The organism is Neisseria polysaccharea (assembly GCF_963392925.1).
Classification (GTDB): domain Bacteria; phylum Pseudomonadota; class Gammaproteobacteria; order Burkholderiales; family Neisseriaceae; genus Neisseria; species Neisseria polysaccharea.
The window spans coordinates 101,312-116,594 of sequence record NZ_CAUJNZ010000005.1 but is presented as its reverse complement, the minus strand read 5'-3'; the positions used below and the strand labels follow the sequence as shown (position 1 = coordinate 116,594).

Below are 15,283 nucleotides of genomic sequence, written 5' to 3'. Positions count from 1 at the left end.
CAACTCCACCAATCCCACAAAATCCACCAATGTTACCAAATCCATTAATCCCGCCTATTCCGTCAATTCCAACCACGTCCGCCGGTTTGCCGACACCCGCCGATTCCGCCGAAAACCTTTGCAGGGTTGGCGGCATCGGTGGGCTGAAGCCCACCCTACAACCACCCTACGAATCGCCGGATTTCCGCCTGCGCGGGAATGACGAATCCATCCGCACGGAAACCTGCAACCGCGTCATTCCCACGAACCTGCACCACGTCATTCCCACGAAAGTGGGAATCCGGAACGTAAAATCTCGAGAAACCGTTTTACCCGATAAGTTTCTGCGCCGACAGGTCTGGATTCCCGCCTGCGCGGGAATGACGGCGGTAGTTGCGGGGCGGGATGTAGGGTGGGCGTAGGGTGGGCTTCAGCCCACCAACTCCACCAATCACACAAAATCCACCAATGTTACCAAATCCACCACATCCACCAATCCCGCCAATCCCACAAAATCTACCAATGTTACCAAATCCATCAATCACGCCGATTCCACAAAATTCACCAATCCCACCCTACGGCTTCCTATAAAAATACCCGAATCGTCATTCCCACGAAAGTGGGAATCTAGAACGTAAAATCTCAAGAAACCGTTTTATCCGATAAGTTTCCGCACCGACAGACCTGGATTCCCGCCTACGCGGGAATGACGGAGGTAGGGTTGCGGTGTTCCGAAACGGTTGCAGGGTTTTGTCGGCAGGCTGCTGGCGGAATCGGTGGGATTGGTGGAGTTGGTGGGCTGAAGCCCACCCTACATCCCGCCACAACCTACCCTACATCCCGCCCCGCAAACCGCCTTACGCGTCCGCCTCGCGCGTCCGTAATGGCGGACGGGAACGGCGCACGGGCATTGCCGGAATCTTTTGTGTTTCCATTATCATACTCTTTTTAATGCGCTATTCCAAGAATATGATGCCCTCCGGCGGCATCGCGCCTTATCCGCGCGCTCCGGAACAGGACTGTATGGCGGATGCGTAGGATGGGCGCAGGCGGGTTGCAGGGTGCAAAGTGGGTTGTAGGTGCAAAGCGGGCTGTAGGGTGGGCTTCAGCCCACTACATCCACCAATCCAACCGATTCCAACCAACTCCGCCAATTTCAACAATTCCAACGATTCCGTCAAATCCAACCAATTCAGCCATTTCCGCCAAAAACTGAAACCGCCGAATCCCGCCTATTCCGTCAATTCCAACCACGTCCGCCGGTTCGCCGAAAACCTTTGATGCGGTGAAATTGGTGGGATTGGCGGCATCGGTGGAATTGGTGGAATCGGTGGGCTGAAGCCCACCCTACGGTCCACCCTACATCTCACCCTACGGCTCGTTGCGTAGGAATGACGGTATGTCGGCAGGCGCGGGGTTTCAGACGGCATTGCGGTTTCGGGGGCGGGGCTTTATTCGACGACGATTTTGGGGAAGCGGCTGCTGAAGTCTTTGCCTTTGTCGGCAATGCCCAGGGCGATTTGGAATGCGGCATCGGTGTAGATTCGGGCGATGGCGGGGTGCTTGTCGAACAGTTGTGCCGTCGTGCCACCATCCATTGCTTCGCGCACGGGCAGGCTTAGGGGAAGCTGTCCGAGCAGGGGGACGTTGAGGCGTGCCGCCAAGTCTTTGCCGCCGTCCGTGCCGAACAGGGCTTCGCTGTGTCCGCAGTTGGTGCAGATGTGGACGGACATATTTTCCAATACGCCTAAAATCGGAATGTTGACCTTGCGGAACATATCCACGGCTTTGCGTGCGTCTATCAGCGCGATGTCCTGCGGCGTGGTTACGATGACGGAACCGGTTACGGGGATGCGTTGGGACAGCGTGAGTTGGATGTCGCCCGTGCCGGGGGGTAGGTCGATGAAAAGATAGTCCACTTCGTCCCACTCGCTTTGGAACATCAGCTGCTGCAAGGCTTGGCTGACCATCGGCCCGCGCCAGACGACGGCTTGGTCGGTATCGACGAGAAAGCCGATGGACATGACCTGTATGCCGTCTGAAGATTCGACGGGAATGAGTTTTTGGTTTTTTTGATCGGGTTTGCGGTCGTGTACGCCCAGCATCGTGGGCTGGCTCGGGCCGTAAAGGTCGGCATCGAGTACGCCGACGCGCGCGCCCATCCGCGCCATTGCGGCGGCAAGGTTGGCGGTGGTTGTCGATTTGCCCACGCCGCCTTTTCCCGATGCGACGGCGATGATGTTTTTCACGCCTTTGATGGTGGTAACGCCGGGCTGGACTTTGTGTGTGCCGATTTCGGTGTCTATGGACAGATGGATGTGTGTGTCGCCTGTCAGCGGCATCAGGATTTCCTGTATGCGGTCGGCTGTTTCTGAGGCAATGTGCGCGACAGGGAAACCGAAATGCAGGGCGATATGGATGCCGTCTGAACGCTGTTCGACCGAGCGGACGGCCTTTTCGCTGCCGAGCGTGCGTGCCGTATTCGGAACGACGACGGTGTCGAGGAGGGTGCGGATGTTTTGTATGTTCATAATGTGTGTTTCTGTGTGCAGTTTGGGAAACGGGCGGAAAGTGTACATTGATTTCGGGCGGTTTGCCTTTCCTTGTGCGAACTTTTACACGGTATGCGGCGGATTGTGAAAATCTGTTGTCAAAATATCCCGTGCAAACAGTGGTCTGCAATTAAGCCTGTAAAATTTGCTTGACGGCGGGGAACGGGGCTGTATAATACGCGGCTCATCGGGTCGTTAGCTCAGCTGGTAGAGCAGCGGACTTTTAATCCGTTGGTCGAGCGTTCGAATCGCTCACGACCCACCAGATAACCGGAAGCCAAGTTTTAAGACTTGGCTTTTTTGTTTGCCTGCCGGTTGCGCGGGCGTACCGTTTGAGGGGGCGTATGAAAAAGAAATTGCTTTCGGGCATCAAATTTGCCGTTCAGACGGCATTGGTATTTTTATTGGTGTCGCTGTTTTTGGATTGGGTACGCAAGCCCGAAGAGCCGGCCGGCGCGGCAGGGCGGCCTTTGACCCTGCTGTCGGGGCAGCGGCTGACTTTGGGACAGTTTAGCCGGGATAAGGCGGTTTTGGTGTATTTTTGGGGAAGCTGGTGCGGCGTGTGCCGTTATCAGTCGCCGATAATCGATGATTTGGCGGCGGACGGCGTTCCGGTCGTCGGCGTGGCGGTACGTTCCGGCAGCGCGTCCGAAGTGGCGGCGTATATGGAAAAACGCGGCTTGGGCTTTCCGACGGTCAACGATGAAGACGGCAGCCTGTCAGGGGCTTGGCGGATTGTGGCAACGCCGACTGTCGTTTTGGTCAAAAATGGGAAAATGGTTCGCCATACGACGGGAATCAGCAGTTATTGGGGCTTGCGCGCACGAATTTTTCAGGCGGATGTTTTCGATTAACCTTTGTTTTTATTAAATTTTCCGCTATGTAGAGAGTCAAACGGCATATGCCTTGCGCGGCGGATGCGGCGGCTTTTATTTTTTGGGAAAGAGCCGGCGCGCCTGCCGATGTAATCCCTTGTTGTGATTGTGGGAAAAATAGATTAAGATATAACTATTAAAATATTTTTAGATAGGATTATCGGAATTAAAGTCTTTTATACCCAGTCGTCCGATGAGGTTTATAGCGTATTGTTGCTATATGTTCGTTTTGTTATATAACGGTTGCATCAAAATTTACGCCCACAGGCTTTCCCGACGGTTTGAAAGTTTGATTTTCGATAACTTGGAGACTTGAACAATGCCTACCCAATCAAAACATGCGTCTATCAATATCGGTCTGATACAGGCAAGGGAAGCCCTGATGACCCAATTCAGGCCTATTCTGAACCAGGCGAATATTACCGATCAGCAATGGCGGATTATCCGTCTTTTGGCGGAAAACGGCACGCTGGACTTTCAAGATTTGGCGAATCAGGCGTGCATTTTGCGCCCCAGCCTGACCGGTATCCTGACCCGCCTTGAAAAAGCGGGTTTGGTTGTCCGCCTGAAACCTTCCAACGACCAACGCCGTGTTTTTCTGAAGCTGACTGCCGAGGGCGAGAAGCTGTATGAGGAAATCGGCGAAGAAGTGGACGAGCGTTACGACGCTATCGAGGAAGTGCTGGGCCGCGAGAAAATGCTGCTGCTTAAAGACCTGTTGGCAGAACTTGCCAAAATCGAGGATGCGTTGAACTCGTAATACGCCGTAACGCGCGGAAACGTCCGACCGACGGCTTTTTGAATCAGAACTGCTGCACATGGGGGATGCCTTGTGTGCAGCATTCTTATATAGGGGACAGTTTAAAGGGGAAAAATGGCGGATTTGCAGAAAACTTTTCAAACTTTGTTCCGTGATGCGATGGCATCCTGTGCGGCAGGCGTTCATGTCATCACGACAGACGGTGCGGCAGGGCGTTACGGCATCACGATGACTGCGGTTACACCGGTTACGGATGAGCCTCCAACCGTGATGCTGTGTATCAACCGTAAAGCCCGTATCATCCCGATACTGTCGGAAAACGGCAGCCTGTGCATCAATACGTTGGCAGACGAACATCAGGATGTGGCTGAACATTTTGCCGGATTGACCAATCTTTCACCCGAAGAACGTTTTGCCTATCATATTTGGCATCACGGTAAAACCGGACAACCTGAAATAGAAGGAGCGTTGGCGCACCTGCACGGGCATATTGTCGGCCAACATGAAATCGGCACGCATTTTGTGTTTTACGTCAGGCTCGACGAAATTAAAAATTGCGTGGGCAAACGTCCCGCGCTGCTTTATTTCAGACGGCAGTTTAGATCTTTAGACTGATATTCGGACAGATATATATGAAAGCGATGATACTGGCGGCAGGACGCGGCGAGCGTATGCGCCCTTTGACCGATACCACTCCGAAGCCGTTGCTCGATGTGGCGGGTAAGCCTCTAATCGGTTGGCACCTATGCCGTCTGAAGCAGGCAGGGTTTACCGAAATCGTCATTAACCATGCGTGGTTGGGACGGCAGATAGAAGAGGCTTTGGGCGACGGCTCGTCATATGGTGTGAACATCGCCTATTCGCCCGAACCTGAAGGCGGCTTGGAAACCGCAGGCGGTATTGCACGGGCATTGCCGCTGTTGGGCGATGCCCCGTTTTTGGTCGTCAATGGCGACGTGTTGACCGACATCGATTTTACCGCCGCGTTTCAGACGGCATCGTCCCTGCCCGAGCATATTTCCGCCCATCTGTGGCTGGTGGAAAATCCCCCACACCATCCCGACGGTGATTTTTTGTTGCTGCCCGACGGCAGCGTGCGGCCGGAAGTATCCGGCGGCAACGGATTGACATTCAGCGGCGTGGGCATTTACCGCACCGAAATGTTCGGAGGTATCGAAGCGGGCAGTGTGGCGAAACTCGCGCCCGTATTGCGGAACGAAATGCGGCAAAACCGCGTGAGCGGTCAGAAGCATACGGGTTTGTGGCTGGATGTCGGCACGGTATGCCGTCTGAAGGAAGCGCAAGCCGTTGCAGGGGCTTGGAAGTAAACGGAACGGGATGCGGATTTGCATCCCGTTTTCTTATTGCAGCCGTCTTAACTGATGCATTGCATCTTTAAAGGGTTTTCGGAACAGGTTGTGCGGAGGTATGTGTTGAGCATCAAAACCGGTTCAAGATAAGGCGGATTTGTTTCATGTTTGGTTATGCAGAATAAACAATGCCGTCTGAAACGGAAATCCGTTTCAGACGGCATTTTACCGATTCGGTCAGTTGCGGACTTCTCCGATTTTTTCTTTGTGTTTCAATACGGCGCGGTCAAGTTTGTCTGTCAGGGTGTCGATGGCGGCATACATGTCCTGACCGTCGGACTCGACGTGCAGGTCTTTACCGGCAAGGTGTACGTCTGCCTCGGCCTTATGGCCGGCTTTTTCCACAGACAGCGTTACAGTTAGAGAAATGATGTCCGAAGCGTGGCGGTTGATGCGTTCCAGTTTCTTGGAAACGTGGTTTTTGATGGCTTCGGTGATGTCGAAATGCAGACCGGTGATTTTCAGATTCATGATACAGCTCCTTCGGTGGGTTCTGTCCGTCGGCGACGGAACGGAAAAACGGGTTGTAGCATTGTGTTGAAAAATTATTCTGCGGTTTTGCGTTTGTGTGCTGCCGGAATCTCAAGGGATTCTCTGTATTTGGCGACTGTGCGGCGGGAAACCTCCATGCCGCGGAAAGCCAGCAGGTTGGCGAGTGCCTCGTCAGAATAGGGCTTGCGTTTGTCTTCGCTGCCGACAAGCTGGGAGAGTGCGGCTTTAACGGCGTGTTGGCTGACGGCTTCTTTACCTTCTTCCATTTGAACTGCCTGCGTGAAGAAATAGCGTAGCGCAAACACTCCGCGCGGGCAAGACAAATATTTTTGGTTGGCGGCTCGTGAAACGGTACTTTCTGCCACACCCAATTCGGCGGCGGCATCTTTCATCAGCAGGGGGACGAGTCCGATTTCGCCAAAAGTGAAAAAGTCTGCCTGATGTTTAACGATGTATTCGGCAAGGAGAACGACGGTTGCCTTTCTCAATTCGAGCGAATCGATACGTTGTCTGGCTTCGCTGATTTTTTCCTTCCATTCGGGTGAGAGGCCTTCAGACGGCATCAGTTCGCAATATTCGCTGTTCATTTGCAGAGGAGGCAGGGAGTCTTCGTTGAAACTGACCGTCCAGCCGTCCTTACTTTCCTCAATCCAGACATCCGGGCGGATATACGGCGTGGGCGTGGACGAGGCAAAACCGGCGGCGGGAAAGGGATTGAGCGAAGCAATGAGGTCGAGTGCGGCTTCGAGTGTGCCGCTGTCGGTTTGGGGCAGGCGTTTCTTTATTCGCGCGAGGGTTTGGCTGCGGTTGCCGTCAATGCTGTCGAGGGCGTTTCGGACGATATGCAGGGCGGCGGGTTTGGCAGCACATTCGCCCAATCTTTCTATCTGCAGTATCAGCGATTCGGTCAAATCGGCGGCGGCCACGCCTGCCGGGTCGAATTTTTTCAATGCGGTCAGCGCGTGTTGCAGCATTGCTTCATCCAACATCCACTCCAAGGGCGTATGGTCGAGGATGTCTTCGATGCTGTCGGTCAGATAACCCTGCTCGTCAAGGAAATCGATAAGGATGTGGACACAGGCGGCTTCTTGGTCGGAAAGCGGGTGTTCGCACACTTGCGCGTGCAGGTATTGCTTGAAATCCTGCTCACCGGCGATGTTGGACAGCATATCTTCGCCTTCGTCTCCGCCGATTTGACGGGCAGGCGCAGTGTAATGGCTGAACTCGGCATCGGAAAATTCATCCGTGTCTTTGCGTTCGAGCAGGGGGTTGTCCGACAGCCAGTTTTCGACCTCGCGTTCAAGTTCGATACCCGACATCTGCAATACGCGCAAAGATTGTTGCAGCCGCTGGTTGAGCTGCTGGGTCTGTTTGAGCTTTATTCCGAGTAAGGTCATGATAATGTGGGGGAAATTGTTATTTTCAGTCTGTCGGCGCAAAAAATGCCGCAAAGCGTCATTGCATTATAAATGGTTTTAATGAGCGGGTTCGGATTCCGTTCGATAACAAAAAACAAACGAAAATCAAAAACCGATTGCTTATAACAATATTAAATCGATTTCATAGTTTTAATAGCGAAAATCTTGGCGTATAGTCGCATCCATAGTTTTTACAAAAGGAAAACAAAATGTCGATTCAAGAAATTTATTGCAATCAAGAAACCGGTTACGAATACGCTTTCCGCCAAATCGTACTGTAAGCCGTTTCCCCCCATTTGACCAACCTGAGAAAAGGAACAAGAGCGATGACTACCTCCAAATGCCCCGTCACCCATCTGACCATGAACAACGGCGCGCCTGTTGCCGACAATCAAAACAGCCTGACCGCCGGCCCGCGCGGCCCCCTGCTGGCGCAGGATTTGTGGCTGAATGAAAAACTCGCCGACTTCGTGCGCGAAGTCATTCCCGAACGCCGTATGCACGCCAAAGGTTCGGGCGCATTCGGTACGTTTACCGTAACGCACGACATCACCAAATACACCCGCGCCAAAATCTTCAGCGAAGTCGGTAAAAAAACCGAGATGTTCGCCCGTTTTACCACCGTGGCAGGCGAACGCGGCGCAGCCGATGCGGAACGCGACATCCGCGGCTTTGCACTGAAGTTCTATACCGAAGAAGGCAACTGGGATGTGGTCGGCAACAACACGCCCGTGTTCTTCCTGCGCGATCCGCGTAAGTTCCCCGACCTGAACAAAGCCGTCAAACGCGATCCGCGCACCAATATGCGTTCCGCCACAAACAACTGGGACTTCTGGACGCTGCTGCCTGAAGCATTGCACCAAGTTACCATCGTGATGAGCGACCGCGGCATCCCTGCCGGCTACCGCCATATGCACGGCTTCGGTTCGCATACTTACAGCTTCTGGAACGAAGCAGGCGAGCGTTTTTGGGTGAAATTCCATTTCCGCACACAACAAGGCATTAAAAACCTGACCAACGAAGAAGCCGCCAAAATCATCGCCGAAGACCGCGAAAGCCACCAGCGCGACCTGTACGAAGCCATCGAGCGCGGCGACTTCCCGAAATGGACGATGTACATCCAAGTGATGCCCGAAGCCGATGCCGAAAAAGTGCCGTATCATCCGTTCGACCTGACCAAAGTTTGGCCGAAAAAAGACTATCCGCTGATTGAAGTGGGCGAATTCGAGTTGAACCGCAATCCCGAAAACTTCTTCGCCGATGTGGAACAATCCGCCTTCGCACCGAGCAACCTCGTTCCCGGTATCGGCGCGAGCCCCGACAAAATGTTGCAGGCGCGTTTGTTCAATTACGCCGACGCGCAACGCTACCGCTTGGGCGTAAACTTCCGCCAAATCCCCGTCAACCGTCCGCGTTGCCCTGTTCACAGCAACCAGCGCGACGGACAAGGCCGCGCCGACGGCAACTACGGCAGCCTGCCGCACTACGAACCCAACAGCTTCGGTCAATGGCAGCAACAACCCGACTTCGCCGAACCGCCTTTGAAAATCAACGGCGACGCGGCACACTGGGACTACCGCCAAGACGATGACGACTACTTCAGCCAACCGCGCGCCTTGTTCAATCTGATGAACGATACGCAGAAACAGGCTTTGTTCGGCAACACCGCCGCAGCCATGGGCGATGCGCCCGACTTCATCAAATACCGCCATATCCGCAACTGCTACCGTTGCGATCCGGCATACGGTGAAGGCGTGGCCAAAGCCCTTGGACTGACTGTCGAAGATGCCCAAGCCGCCCGTGCGACCGATCCCGCACTCGGCCAGCCCAGTTTGCTGTAATTTGAAAGGAACAACCCATGTGGATGGAAATTGAAGAAATCCTGTCCCGCGCCGTCCGCTACCGGAAATAACTGGGCATAAAAATGCCGTCTGAAACATCGTTTGACCGCTTCAGACGGCATTCCCCCATCCCGCCCCGCCGTTTCAGCGGGCGTTTTTTATTAAACGCAAAATATCCCGTCATTCCCACGAAAGTGGGAATCTAGAACGTAAAATCTAAAGAAACCGTTTTATCCGATAAGTTTCCGCACCGACAGCTCTGGATTCCCGCCTGCGCGGGAATGACGGGATTTCTGTTTTTGATTTTTTGTTTTTGCGGGAATGACGGGATTTGAGATTGCGGGCATTTATCGGGTAAAACGGAAATTAAGCGTTGCGAAAATTTATCCGAAATCACAGCAACTTTTCCGCGTCATTCCCGCGAAAGCGGGAATCCGGGTCCGTTGAGTTTCAGTCATTTCTGATAAATTCTTGCAGCTTTGAGTTTCTAGATTCCCACTTTCGTGGGAATGACGGGAAACTTATATTTCGTCATCACACCAACCCCACCCTGCCTCACACCCCCCAAAAAAAAATCCAAAAAACCCAATCTGACAAAATCTGACAAAAAACGTCAGCCCGAAACTGACAAAAATTGTTACAACTGACAAAAAACGTCAGCCCGCCGCATTATTCCGCCGCAAGCCGCGCCGCGTTGATATAAAAAATACCCATACCAAACAGACAAATAAAAAAATATTCTGTAAAATGCCGAGCCGAACCCGGTTTTGGCACGCCACTTGCTAGTAAGAAGGCGAACCGAAGCAAAAAAGACCACGGTCAAATACATTACGGGTTTACGTTTGCGGCGGATGCCGCAAATTTCCAATCAAACTTAAACATTTTCAAACAGGAGTCATCCAAATGAAAGCAATCCAAAAAGGTTTCACCCTGATCGAGCTGATGATCGTCATCGCCATCGTCGGTATCTTGGCAGCCGTCGCCCTGCCCGCATACCAAGACTACACCGCGCGCGCCCAAATGTCCGAAGCCCTGACTTTGGCTGAAGGTCAAAAAGCCGCAGTGGTCGAGTATTTTTCCGACAACGGAGTATTCCCTGCCAACAATGCCTCTGCAGGTATTGCTACTGCTTCTACAATTACAGGTAAATATGTGGCTAAAGTAGAAGTTAGTCAAGTAGGTACGTCTGGTGCCCAAATTACCTCTACCATGAAATCTTCCGGTGTGAATGCCGACATCAAAGGTAAAACTTTGACTTTGGTAGGTCAACAAAACTCCGGCTCGTTCTCTTGGGAATGTAAAAAAGGTACTGTGGACGACAAATTCCTGCCGTCTTCCTGCCGCACCAAATAAGGACAATGACCGGGTTTGAACCCGCCGTGAAAACAAATGCCGCCCGAACCGCCCGGGCGGCATTTCCTATTCCCCTTCCGCCGCTTCAGACGGCATCCTCCGTCCGCCTTTGCCGTTTTGGCGGGCGTTTTTTATTAAACGCAAAATATCCCGTCATTCCCACGCCATCCCCGCCGGCTCAAACCGGCACGGAAACTTTTCCGCGTCATTCCCGCGAAAGCGGGAATCTGGAACTCGGGGTTGGAGAAACCGTTTTATCCGATAAGTTTCCGCACCGACAAAACTAGATTCCCGCCTGCGCGGGAATGACGGACCCGTCCGCACGGAAACCTATATCTCGTCATTCCCACGAAAGTGGGAATCTAGGTTCGTTGAGTTTCAGCTATTTCTAATAAATTCTTGCAACTTTGAGTTTCTGGATTCCCGCCTGCGCGGGAATGACGAAATTTCTGTTTTTGATTTTTTGTTTTTGAGGAATGACGGGATTCGAGATTGCGGGCATTTATCGGAAAAACAGCAACCTCTCCTCCGTCATTCCCGCGAAAGTGGGAATCCAGGTTCGTTGAGTTTCAGCTATTTCTAATAAATTCTTGCAACTTTGAGTTTCTGGATTCCCGCCTGCGTGGGAATGATGATATTTCTGTTTTTGATTTTTTGTTTTTGCGGGAATGACGGGATGCGGGTTTTCGTGCGGCGTTTTTCGCGCTTTGCTGTTTTGCTATAATCCGCCCTTTTTAAGGACGGGTGCGGTATGAGTCTTTACGCTTTGCTCTTGATTGCGCTGGGGATGTCGATGGATGCGTTTGCCGTCGCGCTGGCAAAGGGTGCGGCGGTCAGAATGCCTCCGCGCAAAATTGCAGCAACGGCTTTGGTGTTCGGCACGGTTGAAGCGCTCACGCCGCTGGCAGGCTGGGTAGGCGGTTTTTATGCCAAGCCGTTTATCAGCGAATGGGACCATTGGGCGGCTTTCGTCCTGCTGGGCGGGCTGGGTCTGAAAATGATGCACGAAGGGTTGTCCGGCGAGGCGGAGGACGCGCGGGAAACCAAACGGGAAAGCTGGTGGTTGACGGTTTTGACTGCTTTTGGAACCAGTATTGATTCCATGATAGTCGGGGTGGGCTTGGCGTTTATGGAGGTAAACATTGCCTTTGCCGCCGCAATCATCGGTATGGTGACGACGGTGATGGTGGCGGTCGGGCTGGCGGCGGGCGGGGCGTTGGGCGGGCTGTTTGGGAAACGTGCGGAGTTTGCCGGCGGGCTGGTGCTGATCGCCATCGGCACTTGGACACTCTTGTCGCACTTGGGGCTGATCGGGTAAGGACTGCCAAAAAATGCTGTCTGAAGCGTTGTTTGACCGTTTCAGACGGCATTTTTTATTTTTTGGGCGTAGGGCGAATCCGTAAGGTGGGATGTAGAGTGGGATGTAGGGTGGGCTAAAGCCCACCCTACGCCCACTGGAAACTTAACTCTGCGGCAATTTGTTGGAAACGGCTGAAACTCAATGGGCTAGATTCCCGCCTGCGCGGGAATGACGGTTCGGATGTTTTTATATCGAATCCGCCATATTTTTTACTTCAACCTTGCCGTCAAGCCGCGTTGTCGAAGCCGCTGTGGCGCAGCAGTGCGTCTATGCTCGGTTCGCGTCCGCGGAAGGCTTTGAAGGACTCTGCCGCGCTGCGGGAGCCGCCGACGGCGAGGATTTCCTGCCAGAAGCGTTTGCCTGTGGCGGCGACGTCGTCGCTTTCTTCAAAGGCGGCGTAGGCGTCCGCGCTCAATACTTCCGCCCATGCGTAGCTGTAATAGCCTGCGGAATAGCCGCCGGCGAAGATATGGCCGAAGCTCAAGGCGAAGCGGTTGTATTCGGGCGGTTGGATGACGGCGACTTCTTTGCGCACGCTGTCTAAAACCTGTTGCCAGTTTTTCAGACGGCCTTCGTCGTTTTCGCTGTAAATAGTCATGTCGAAGAGGGCGAACTCCATTTGGCGGACGAGGAACATACCGCGCTGGAAGTTTTTGGCGGCGAGCATTTTGTCGAAGAGTTCTTTCGGCAGGGGAACGCCGGTTTCTTCGTGGGCGGACATTTGTGCCAAGACATTGTATTCCCAAACGAAATTTTCCATAAACTGGCTGGGCAGTTCGACTGCGTCCCATTCTACGCCGTTGATGCCGGATACGCCCAGTTCGTCCACTTGGGTAAGCAGGTGGTGCAGCCCGTGTCCGGTTTCGTGGAAGAGTGTGAGGATTTCGTCGTGGCTCAAGCGGGCTTCTTTGCCGCCGACGGGCGGGGTGAAGTTGCAGACGAGGTAGGCGGTGGGCAGTTGCAGCGTGCCGTCGGCGAAGCGGCGGCGGCCTTTGTAGTCGTTCATCCACGCGCCGCCGCGTTTGCCTTCGCGTGCGTACAAATCCATATAAACGCCGCCTATAGTTTTGCCGTCTTGTTCCAGCTCGAAGTAGCGCACGTCTTTGTGCCAGACGGGAACGGTTTTTTCGGCGAATCCGATACCGTAGAGTTTTTTGATTTGGGCGAACAGGCCTGCCAGAACTTTGCCGACGGGGAAGTATTTTTTGACTTCGGTTTCGCTGAATGCGTATTTGGCTTCGCGCAGTTTTTCGCCGGCGTAGCCCAAGTCCCACGGTTGCGGGTCGGCGAGGTTCAGGCTTTCGCGGGCGAAGGCTTTGACTTCGGCGAGGTCTTTTTCGGCGTAGGGTTTGGCGCGGCGGGCGAGGTCGTGCAGGAAGTTTAAAACTTGTTCGGGGGTGTCCGCCATTTTGGTTGCCAGCGACAATTCGGCGTAGTTTTTGAAGCCGAGCAGTTTGGCGGTTTTCAATGCGTTTTCGAGCGTGCGGTCGATGTTGGCGGTGTTGTCGAATTTGCCGTCGTCTGAAAGTTCGCTGGCGCGGGTAACGTAGGCGCGGTAGATTTGTTCGCGCAGTTCGCGGTTGTCGGCGTATTGGATGACGGCGAGGTAGTGCGGAATCTGCAAACCGATTTTGTAGCCTGTTTTGCCTTCGCTTTGCGCGGCGGCGGCAAACATGGCGAGCGAGTCTTCGGGAATGCCGGCAAGCGGTGCGGCATCGTCAAAGTAAATGCCGAACGCGTCGGTCGCGTCTAGGACGTTTTGCGAGAATTTGGCGGAGAGTTGCGCGCCTTCGGTTTGCAGTTTTGCTAGTTCTGCCTGCTGTTCGGGCGGCAGTTCCGCGCCGCTCAATACGAAATCGCGCAGGTCGTGGTTGAGCTTGGTTTTTTGCGCGGGGGAGAGGGTGTCGAACTCGGGGGAGTTTTTGATGGTTTTGAAGCGGTTGTACAGCTCGATATCTTGTCCGATTTCGGTGAAGAAGACGGTGATTTCAGGCATTAATTCATTGTAAACGGCGCGCAGTTCGGGCGTGTCGACAACGGAGTTGAGATGCGACACCACGCCCCAAATCCTGCCGACGCGTTCGGTGATGCCGGTCAGACGCTCGACGGTGTTCGCCCAGCCGGTGTGCGTTTGGGCTTTGATGGCGGCGATTTGTTCGCGCGCTTCGGCGATGGCGGTTTGGACGGCGGGTTTGATGTCTTCGGTTTTGATTTGGTCGAAACGGGGTTCTTCGCCCAAGTGGAGCAGTGCGTTATCGGTCATAAGATGGGTTTCCTTTGTGTGTTGTGCTTCAGACGGCATATCGGCGGCACGCCGTCTGAAGCCGGAAATGGGGCCGGCCGGGGAAAGTTAAAGTGTTTCGGAGTCGGCGGGATGGTTTAACAGGCGGTATTGTACGCGCAAAAATTCGTCCATAACCGCCTGTTGGATTTCCAGCCGCTTTGAAACGGGGGAGGCGAAGCGGACGATGATGCGGTATGCCTTGTCGTCGTACGGCACGCGGGTAACGCGCGGTCTGGCGGCGGGCGTGATAAACAGTTTTTCCGCCTGCACGTTTTCCAAATGCCGTTGGATGGCGGGGATGTAGGGCGCGCACAAGGGCTCGAGTACGGCTTTCAGACGGCATACGGCTTCATCCGAATCCAAATGGATGGGAACGGGGATTTCGACCGTATGGATGACATAGTCGCCCAAAATATTGTCGCGGCGCACGGGGTGGCTCAACAACAGGCTGTTGGGGAAAGAAACGGTGGTTCCCGCAAGCTGTCCGACCAGGGGGTTCGGACCGACCTGCATCATTAGCGTGTTCAACAGGTTGATGTCGACCACGCGCCCGCGCAGGCCGTTGATTTCGATATAGTCGCCGACCGAGTATTGCTGGGTGGCAGACCTTAAAATACTGCCCGACAGACACATAATCAGTTCTTTCGTTGCCACGACGACCGCCGCCGCCACCGCAAACATCGACAAAGCTAGCGTTTGAATTTGAGCCGACCAGATAAATGCCAGCGAAAACAGCACCAAAAGCAGCGTTACATTGCGGCTGGCAACCAAAAACCGCCGCTTGCTTTCGATGCCGAAATCCGGATGCCGTCTGAAGTGGATGTTCAACAGAAGGGCGCGCGCCAGCAGCAAAGCCGCGACCGCCGCCACGGATTCGGCCGCCTCCGCACGTATCGGGACGGCATCGAGCCAAGTGTCCAACATATTCCATATTTCCATTTCCGCGCCCCTGTCCGAAAAGTATAGGGTGTAGATTTTAGTGGCAAAAAAACGCTTTTG

Annotated in this window: 15 protein-coding genes and 1 tRNA gene; 11 read left to right on the top strand and 5 right to left on the bottom strand. The window is 53.8% G+C overall.

From position 1 onward, the window contains the following. The first annotated feature begins 86 nt into the window (after positions 1–86). Positions 87–401 carry a hypothetical protein gene (locus tag RDY34_RS04550; protein ID WP_308075274.1) on the top strand — a complete coding sequence of 105 codons (315 nt, stop codon included), beginning with the start codon at positions 87–89 and terminating at the stop codon, positions 399–401. Between the two features lie 676 nt (positions 402–1,077). Next, entirely contained in the window at positions 1,078–1,260 is a 183-nt protein-coding gene (locus RDY34_RS04545) for a hypothetical protein (RefSeq protein ID WP_114934963.1), read from the top strand. A gap of 170 nt (positions 1,261–1,430) precedes the next feature. Here the strand turns inward: RDY34_RS04545 and apbC are convergent, their stop codons facing one another. Beyond that, complete coding sequence (apbC, locus tag RDY34_RS04540) at positions 1,431–2,510, bottom strand: iron-sulfur cluster carrier protein ApbC (protein ID WP_308075275.1); 1,080 nt, start codon at positions 2,508–2,510, stop codon at positions 1,431–1,433. A 210-nt stretch (positions 2,511–2,720) separates the two neighbouring features. Between apbC and RDY34_RS04535 the strand changes: the two genes are divergently transcribed. From RDY34_RS04535 to murU, 5 genes are all read left to right on the top strand, one after another. Beyond that, positions 2,721–2,796, top strand: a tRNA-Lys gene (locus RDY34_RS04535). 79 nt (positions 2,797–2,875) lie between these two features. Beyond that, positions 2,876–3,385 (top strand): protein disulfide oxidoreductase, encoded by a 510-nt coding sequence (locus RDY34_RS04530; RefSeq protein ID WP_308074121.1) that lies wholly within the window; start codon positions 2,876–2,878, stop codon positions 3,383–3,385. A gap of 340 nt (positions 3,386–3,725) precedes the next feature. Continuing rightward, positions 3,726–4,166: a MarR family adhesin repressor NadR gene (gene nadR / locus RDY34_RS04525; protein WP_002214596.1), complete on the top strand. Its 441-nt coding sequence runs from the start codon at positions 3,726–3,728 to the stop codon at positions 4,164–4,166. A gap of 114 nt (positions 4,167–4,280) precedes the next feature. After that, positions 4,281–4,781 carry a 4-hydroxyphenylacetate 3-monooxygenase, reductase component gene (hpaC, locus tag RDY34_RS04520; protein WP_308074119.1) on the top strand — a complete coding sequence of 167 codons (501 nt, stop codon included), beginning with the start codon at positions 4,281–4,283 and terminating at the stop codon, positions 4,779–4,781. 17 nt (positions 4,782–4,798) lie between these two features. Further along, a complete protein-coding gene (gene murU, locus RDY34_RS04515) occupies positions 4,799–5,494 on the top strand; it encodes an N-acetylmuramate alpha-1-phosphate uridylyltransferase MurU (protein WP_308074118.1) in 696 nt (231 codons plus the stop codon). 219 nt (positions 5,495–5,713) lie between these two features. Here the strand turns inward: murU and hpf are convergent, their stop codons facing one another. Both hpf and rpoN read right to left on the bottom strand, forming a co-directional pair. Next, positions 5,714–6,007, bottom strand: a complete 294-nt coding sequence (hpf, locus tag RDY34_RS04510) for a ribosome hibernation-promoting factor, HPF/YfiA family (RefSeq protein ID WP_308074117.1) — start codon at positions 6,005–6,007, stop codon at positions 5,714–5,716. A gap of 74 nt (positions 6,008–6,081) precedes the next feature. Continuing rightward, positions 6,082–7,425: an RNA polymerase factor sigma-54 gene (rpoN, locus tag RDY34_RS04505; RefSeq protein WP_308074115.1), complete on the bottom strand. Its 1,344-nt coding sequence runs from the start codon at positions 7,423–7,425 to the stop codon at positions 6,082–6,084. A gap of 347 nt (positions 7,426–7,772) precedes the next feature. Here rpoN and katA point away from each other — a divergent pair, with 347 nt between their 5' ends. The 4 genes from katA to RDY34_RS04485 all read left to right on the top strand — a co-directional run bounded on the left by katA (position 7,773) and on the right by RDY34_RS04485 (position 11,958). Next, positions 7,773–9,287: a catalase KatA gene (katA, locus tag RDY34_RS04500; protein ID WP_308072954.1), complete on the top strand. Its 1,515-nt coding sequence runs from the start codon at positions 7,773–7,775 to the stop codon at positions 9,285–9,287. Positions 9,288–9,370: 83 nt separating this feature from the next. Continuing rightward, positions 9,371–9,493, top strand: coding sequence for a hypothetical protein (locus tag RDY34_RS04495; protein WP_301005505.1), 123 nt, complete (start codon positions 9,371–9,373; stop codon positions 9,491–9,493). Between the two features lie 697 nt (positions 9,494–10,190). Next, entirely contained in the window at positions 10,191–10,640 is a 450-nt protein-coding gene (locus tag RDY34_RS04490) for a pilin (protein ID WP_308184473.1), read from the top strand. A gap of 751 nt (positions 10,641–11,391) precedes the next feature. Beyond that, the gene (locus RDY34_RS04485) at positions 11,392–11,958 is read left to right on the top strand and encodes a manganese efflux pump MntP (protein ID WP_308074113.1); all 567 of its coding nucleotides are present in this window, start codon (positions 11,392–11,394) and stop codon (positions 11,956–11,958) included. Positions 11,959–12,226: 268 nt separating this feature from the next. On the opposite strand, the gene RDY34_RS04480 is transcribed toward RDY34_RS04485, so the two are convergent. After that, the gene (locus tag RDY34_RS04480; protein WP_308074112.1) at positions 12,227–14,263 is read right to left on the bottom strand and encodes a M3 family metallopeptidase; all 2,037 of its coding nucleotides are present in this window, start codon (positions 14,261–14,263) and stop codon (positions 12,227–12,229) included. Positions 14,264–14,350: 87 nt separating this feature from the next. Then, on the bottom strand, positions 14,351–15,223 hold the full coding sequence (locus RDY34_RS04475) for a mechanosensitive ion channel domain-containing protein (RefSeq protein WP_308074111.1): 873 nt from the start codon (positions 15,221–15,223) through the stop codon (positions 14,351–14,353). Positions 15,224–15,283 lie beyond the last annotated feature (60 nt).

Coding starts and splice junctions, on each gene's coding strand:
- apbC (WP_308075275.1), bottom strand. CDS start 2,510: ATGAACATACAAAACATCCGCACCCTCCTCGACACCGTCGTCGTTCCG.
- RDY34_RS04530 (WP_308074121.1), top strand. CDS start 2,876: ATGAAAAAGAAATTGCTTTCGGGCATCAAATTTGCCGTTCAGACGGCA.
- nadR (WP_002214596.1), top strand. CDS start 3,726: ATGCCTACCCAATCAAAACATGCGTCTATCAATATCGGTCTGATACAG.
- hpaC (WP_308074119.1), top strand. CDS start 4,281: ATGGCGGATTTGCAGAAAACTTTTCAAACTTTGTTCCGTGATGCGATG.
- murU (WP_308074118.1), top strand. CDS start 4,799: ATGAAAGCGATGATACTGGCGGCAGGACGCGGCGAGCGTATGCGCCCT.
- hpf (WP_308074117.1), bottom strand. CDS start 6,007: ATGAATCTGAAAATCACCGGTCTGCATTTCGACATCACCGAAGCCATC.
- rpoN (WP_308074115.1), bottom strand. CDS start 7,425: ATGACCTTACTCGGAATAAAGCTCAAACAGACCCAGCAGCTCAACCAG.
- katA (WP_308072954.1), top strand. CDS start 7,773: ATGACTACCTCCAAATGCCCCGTCACCCATCTGACCATGAACAACGGC.
- RDY34_RS04495 (WP_301005505.1), top strand. CDS start 9,371: ATGCCGTCTGAAACATCGTTTGACCGCTTCAGACGGCATTCCCCCATC.
- RDY34_RS04490 (WP_308184473.1), top strand. CDS start 10,191: ATGAAAGCAATCCAAAAAGGTTTCACCCTGATCGAGCTGATGATCGTC.
- RDY34_RS04485 (WP_308074113.1), top strand. CDS start 11,392: ATGAGTCTTTACGCTTTGCTCTTGATTGCGCTGGGGATGTCGATGGAT.
- RDY34_RS04480 (WP_308074112.1), bottom strand. CDS start 14,263: ATGACCGATAACGCACTGCTCCACTTGGGCGAAGAACCCCGTTTCGAC.
- RDY34_RS04475 (WP_308074111.1), bottom strand. CDS start 15,223: ATGGAAATATGGAATATGTTGGACACTTGGCTCGATGCCGTCCCGATA.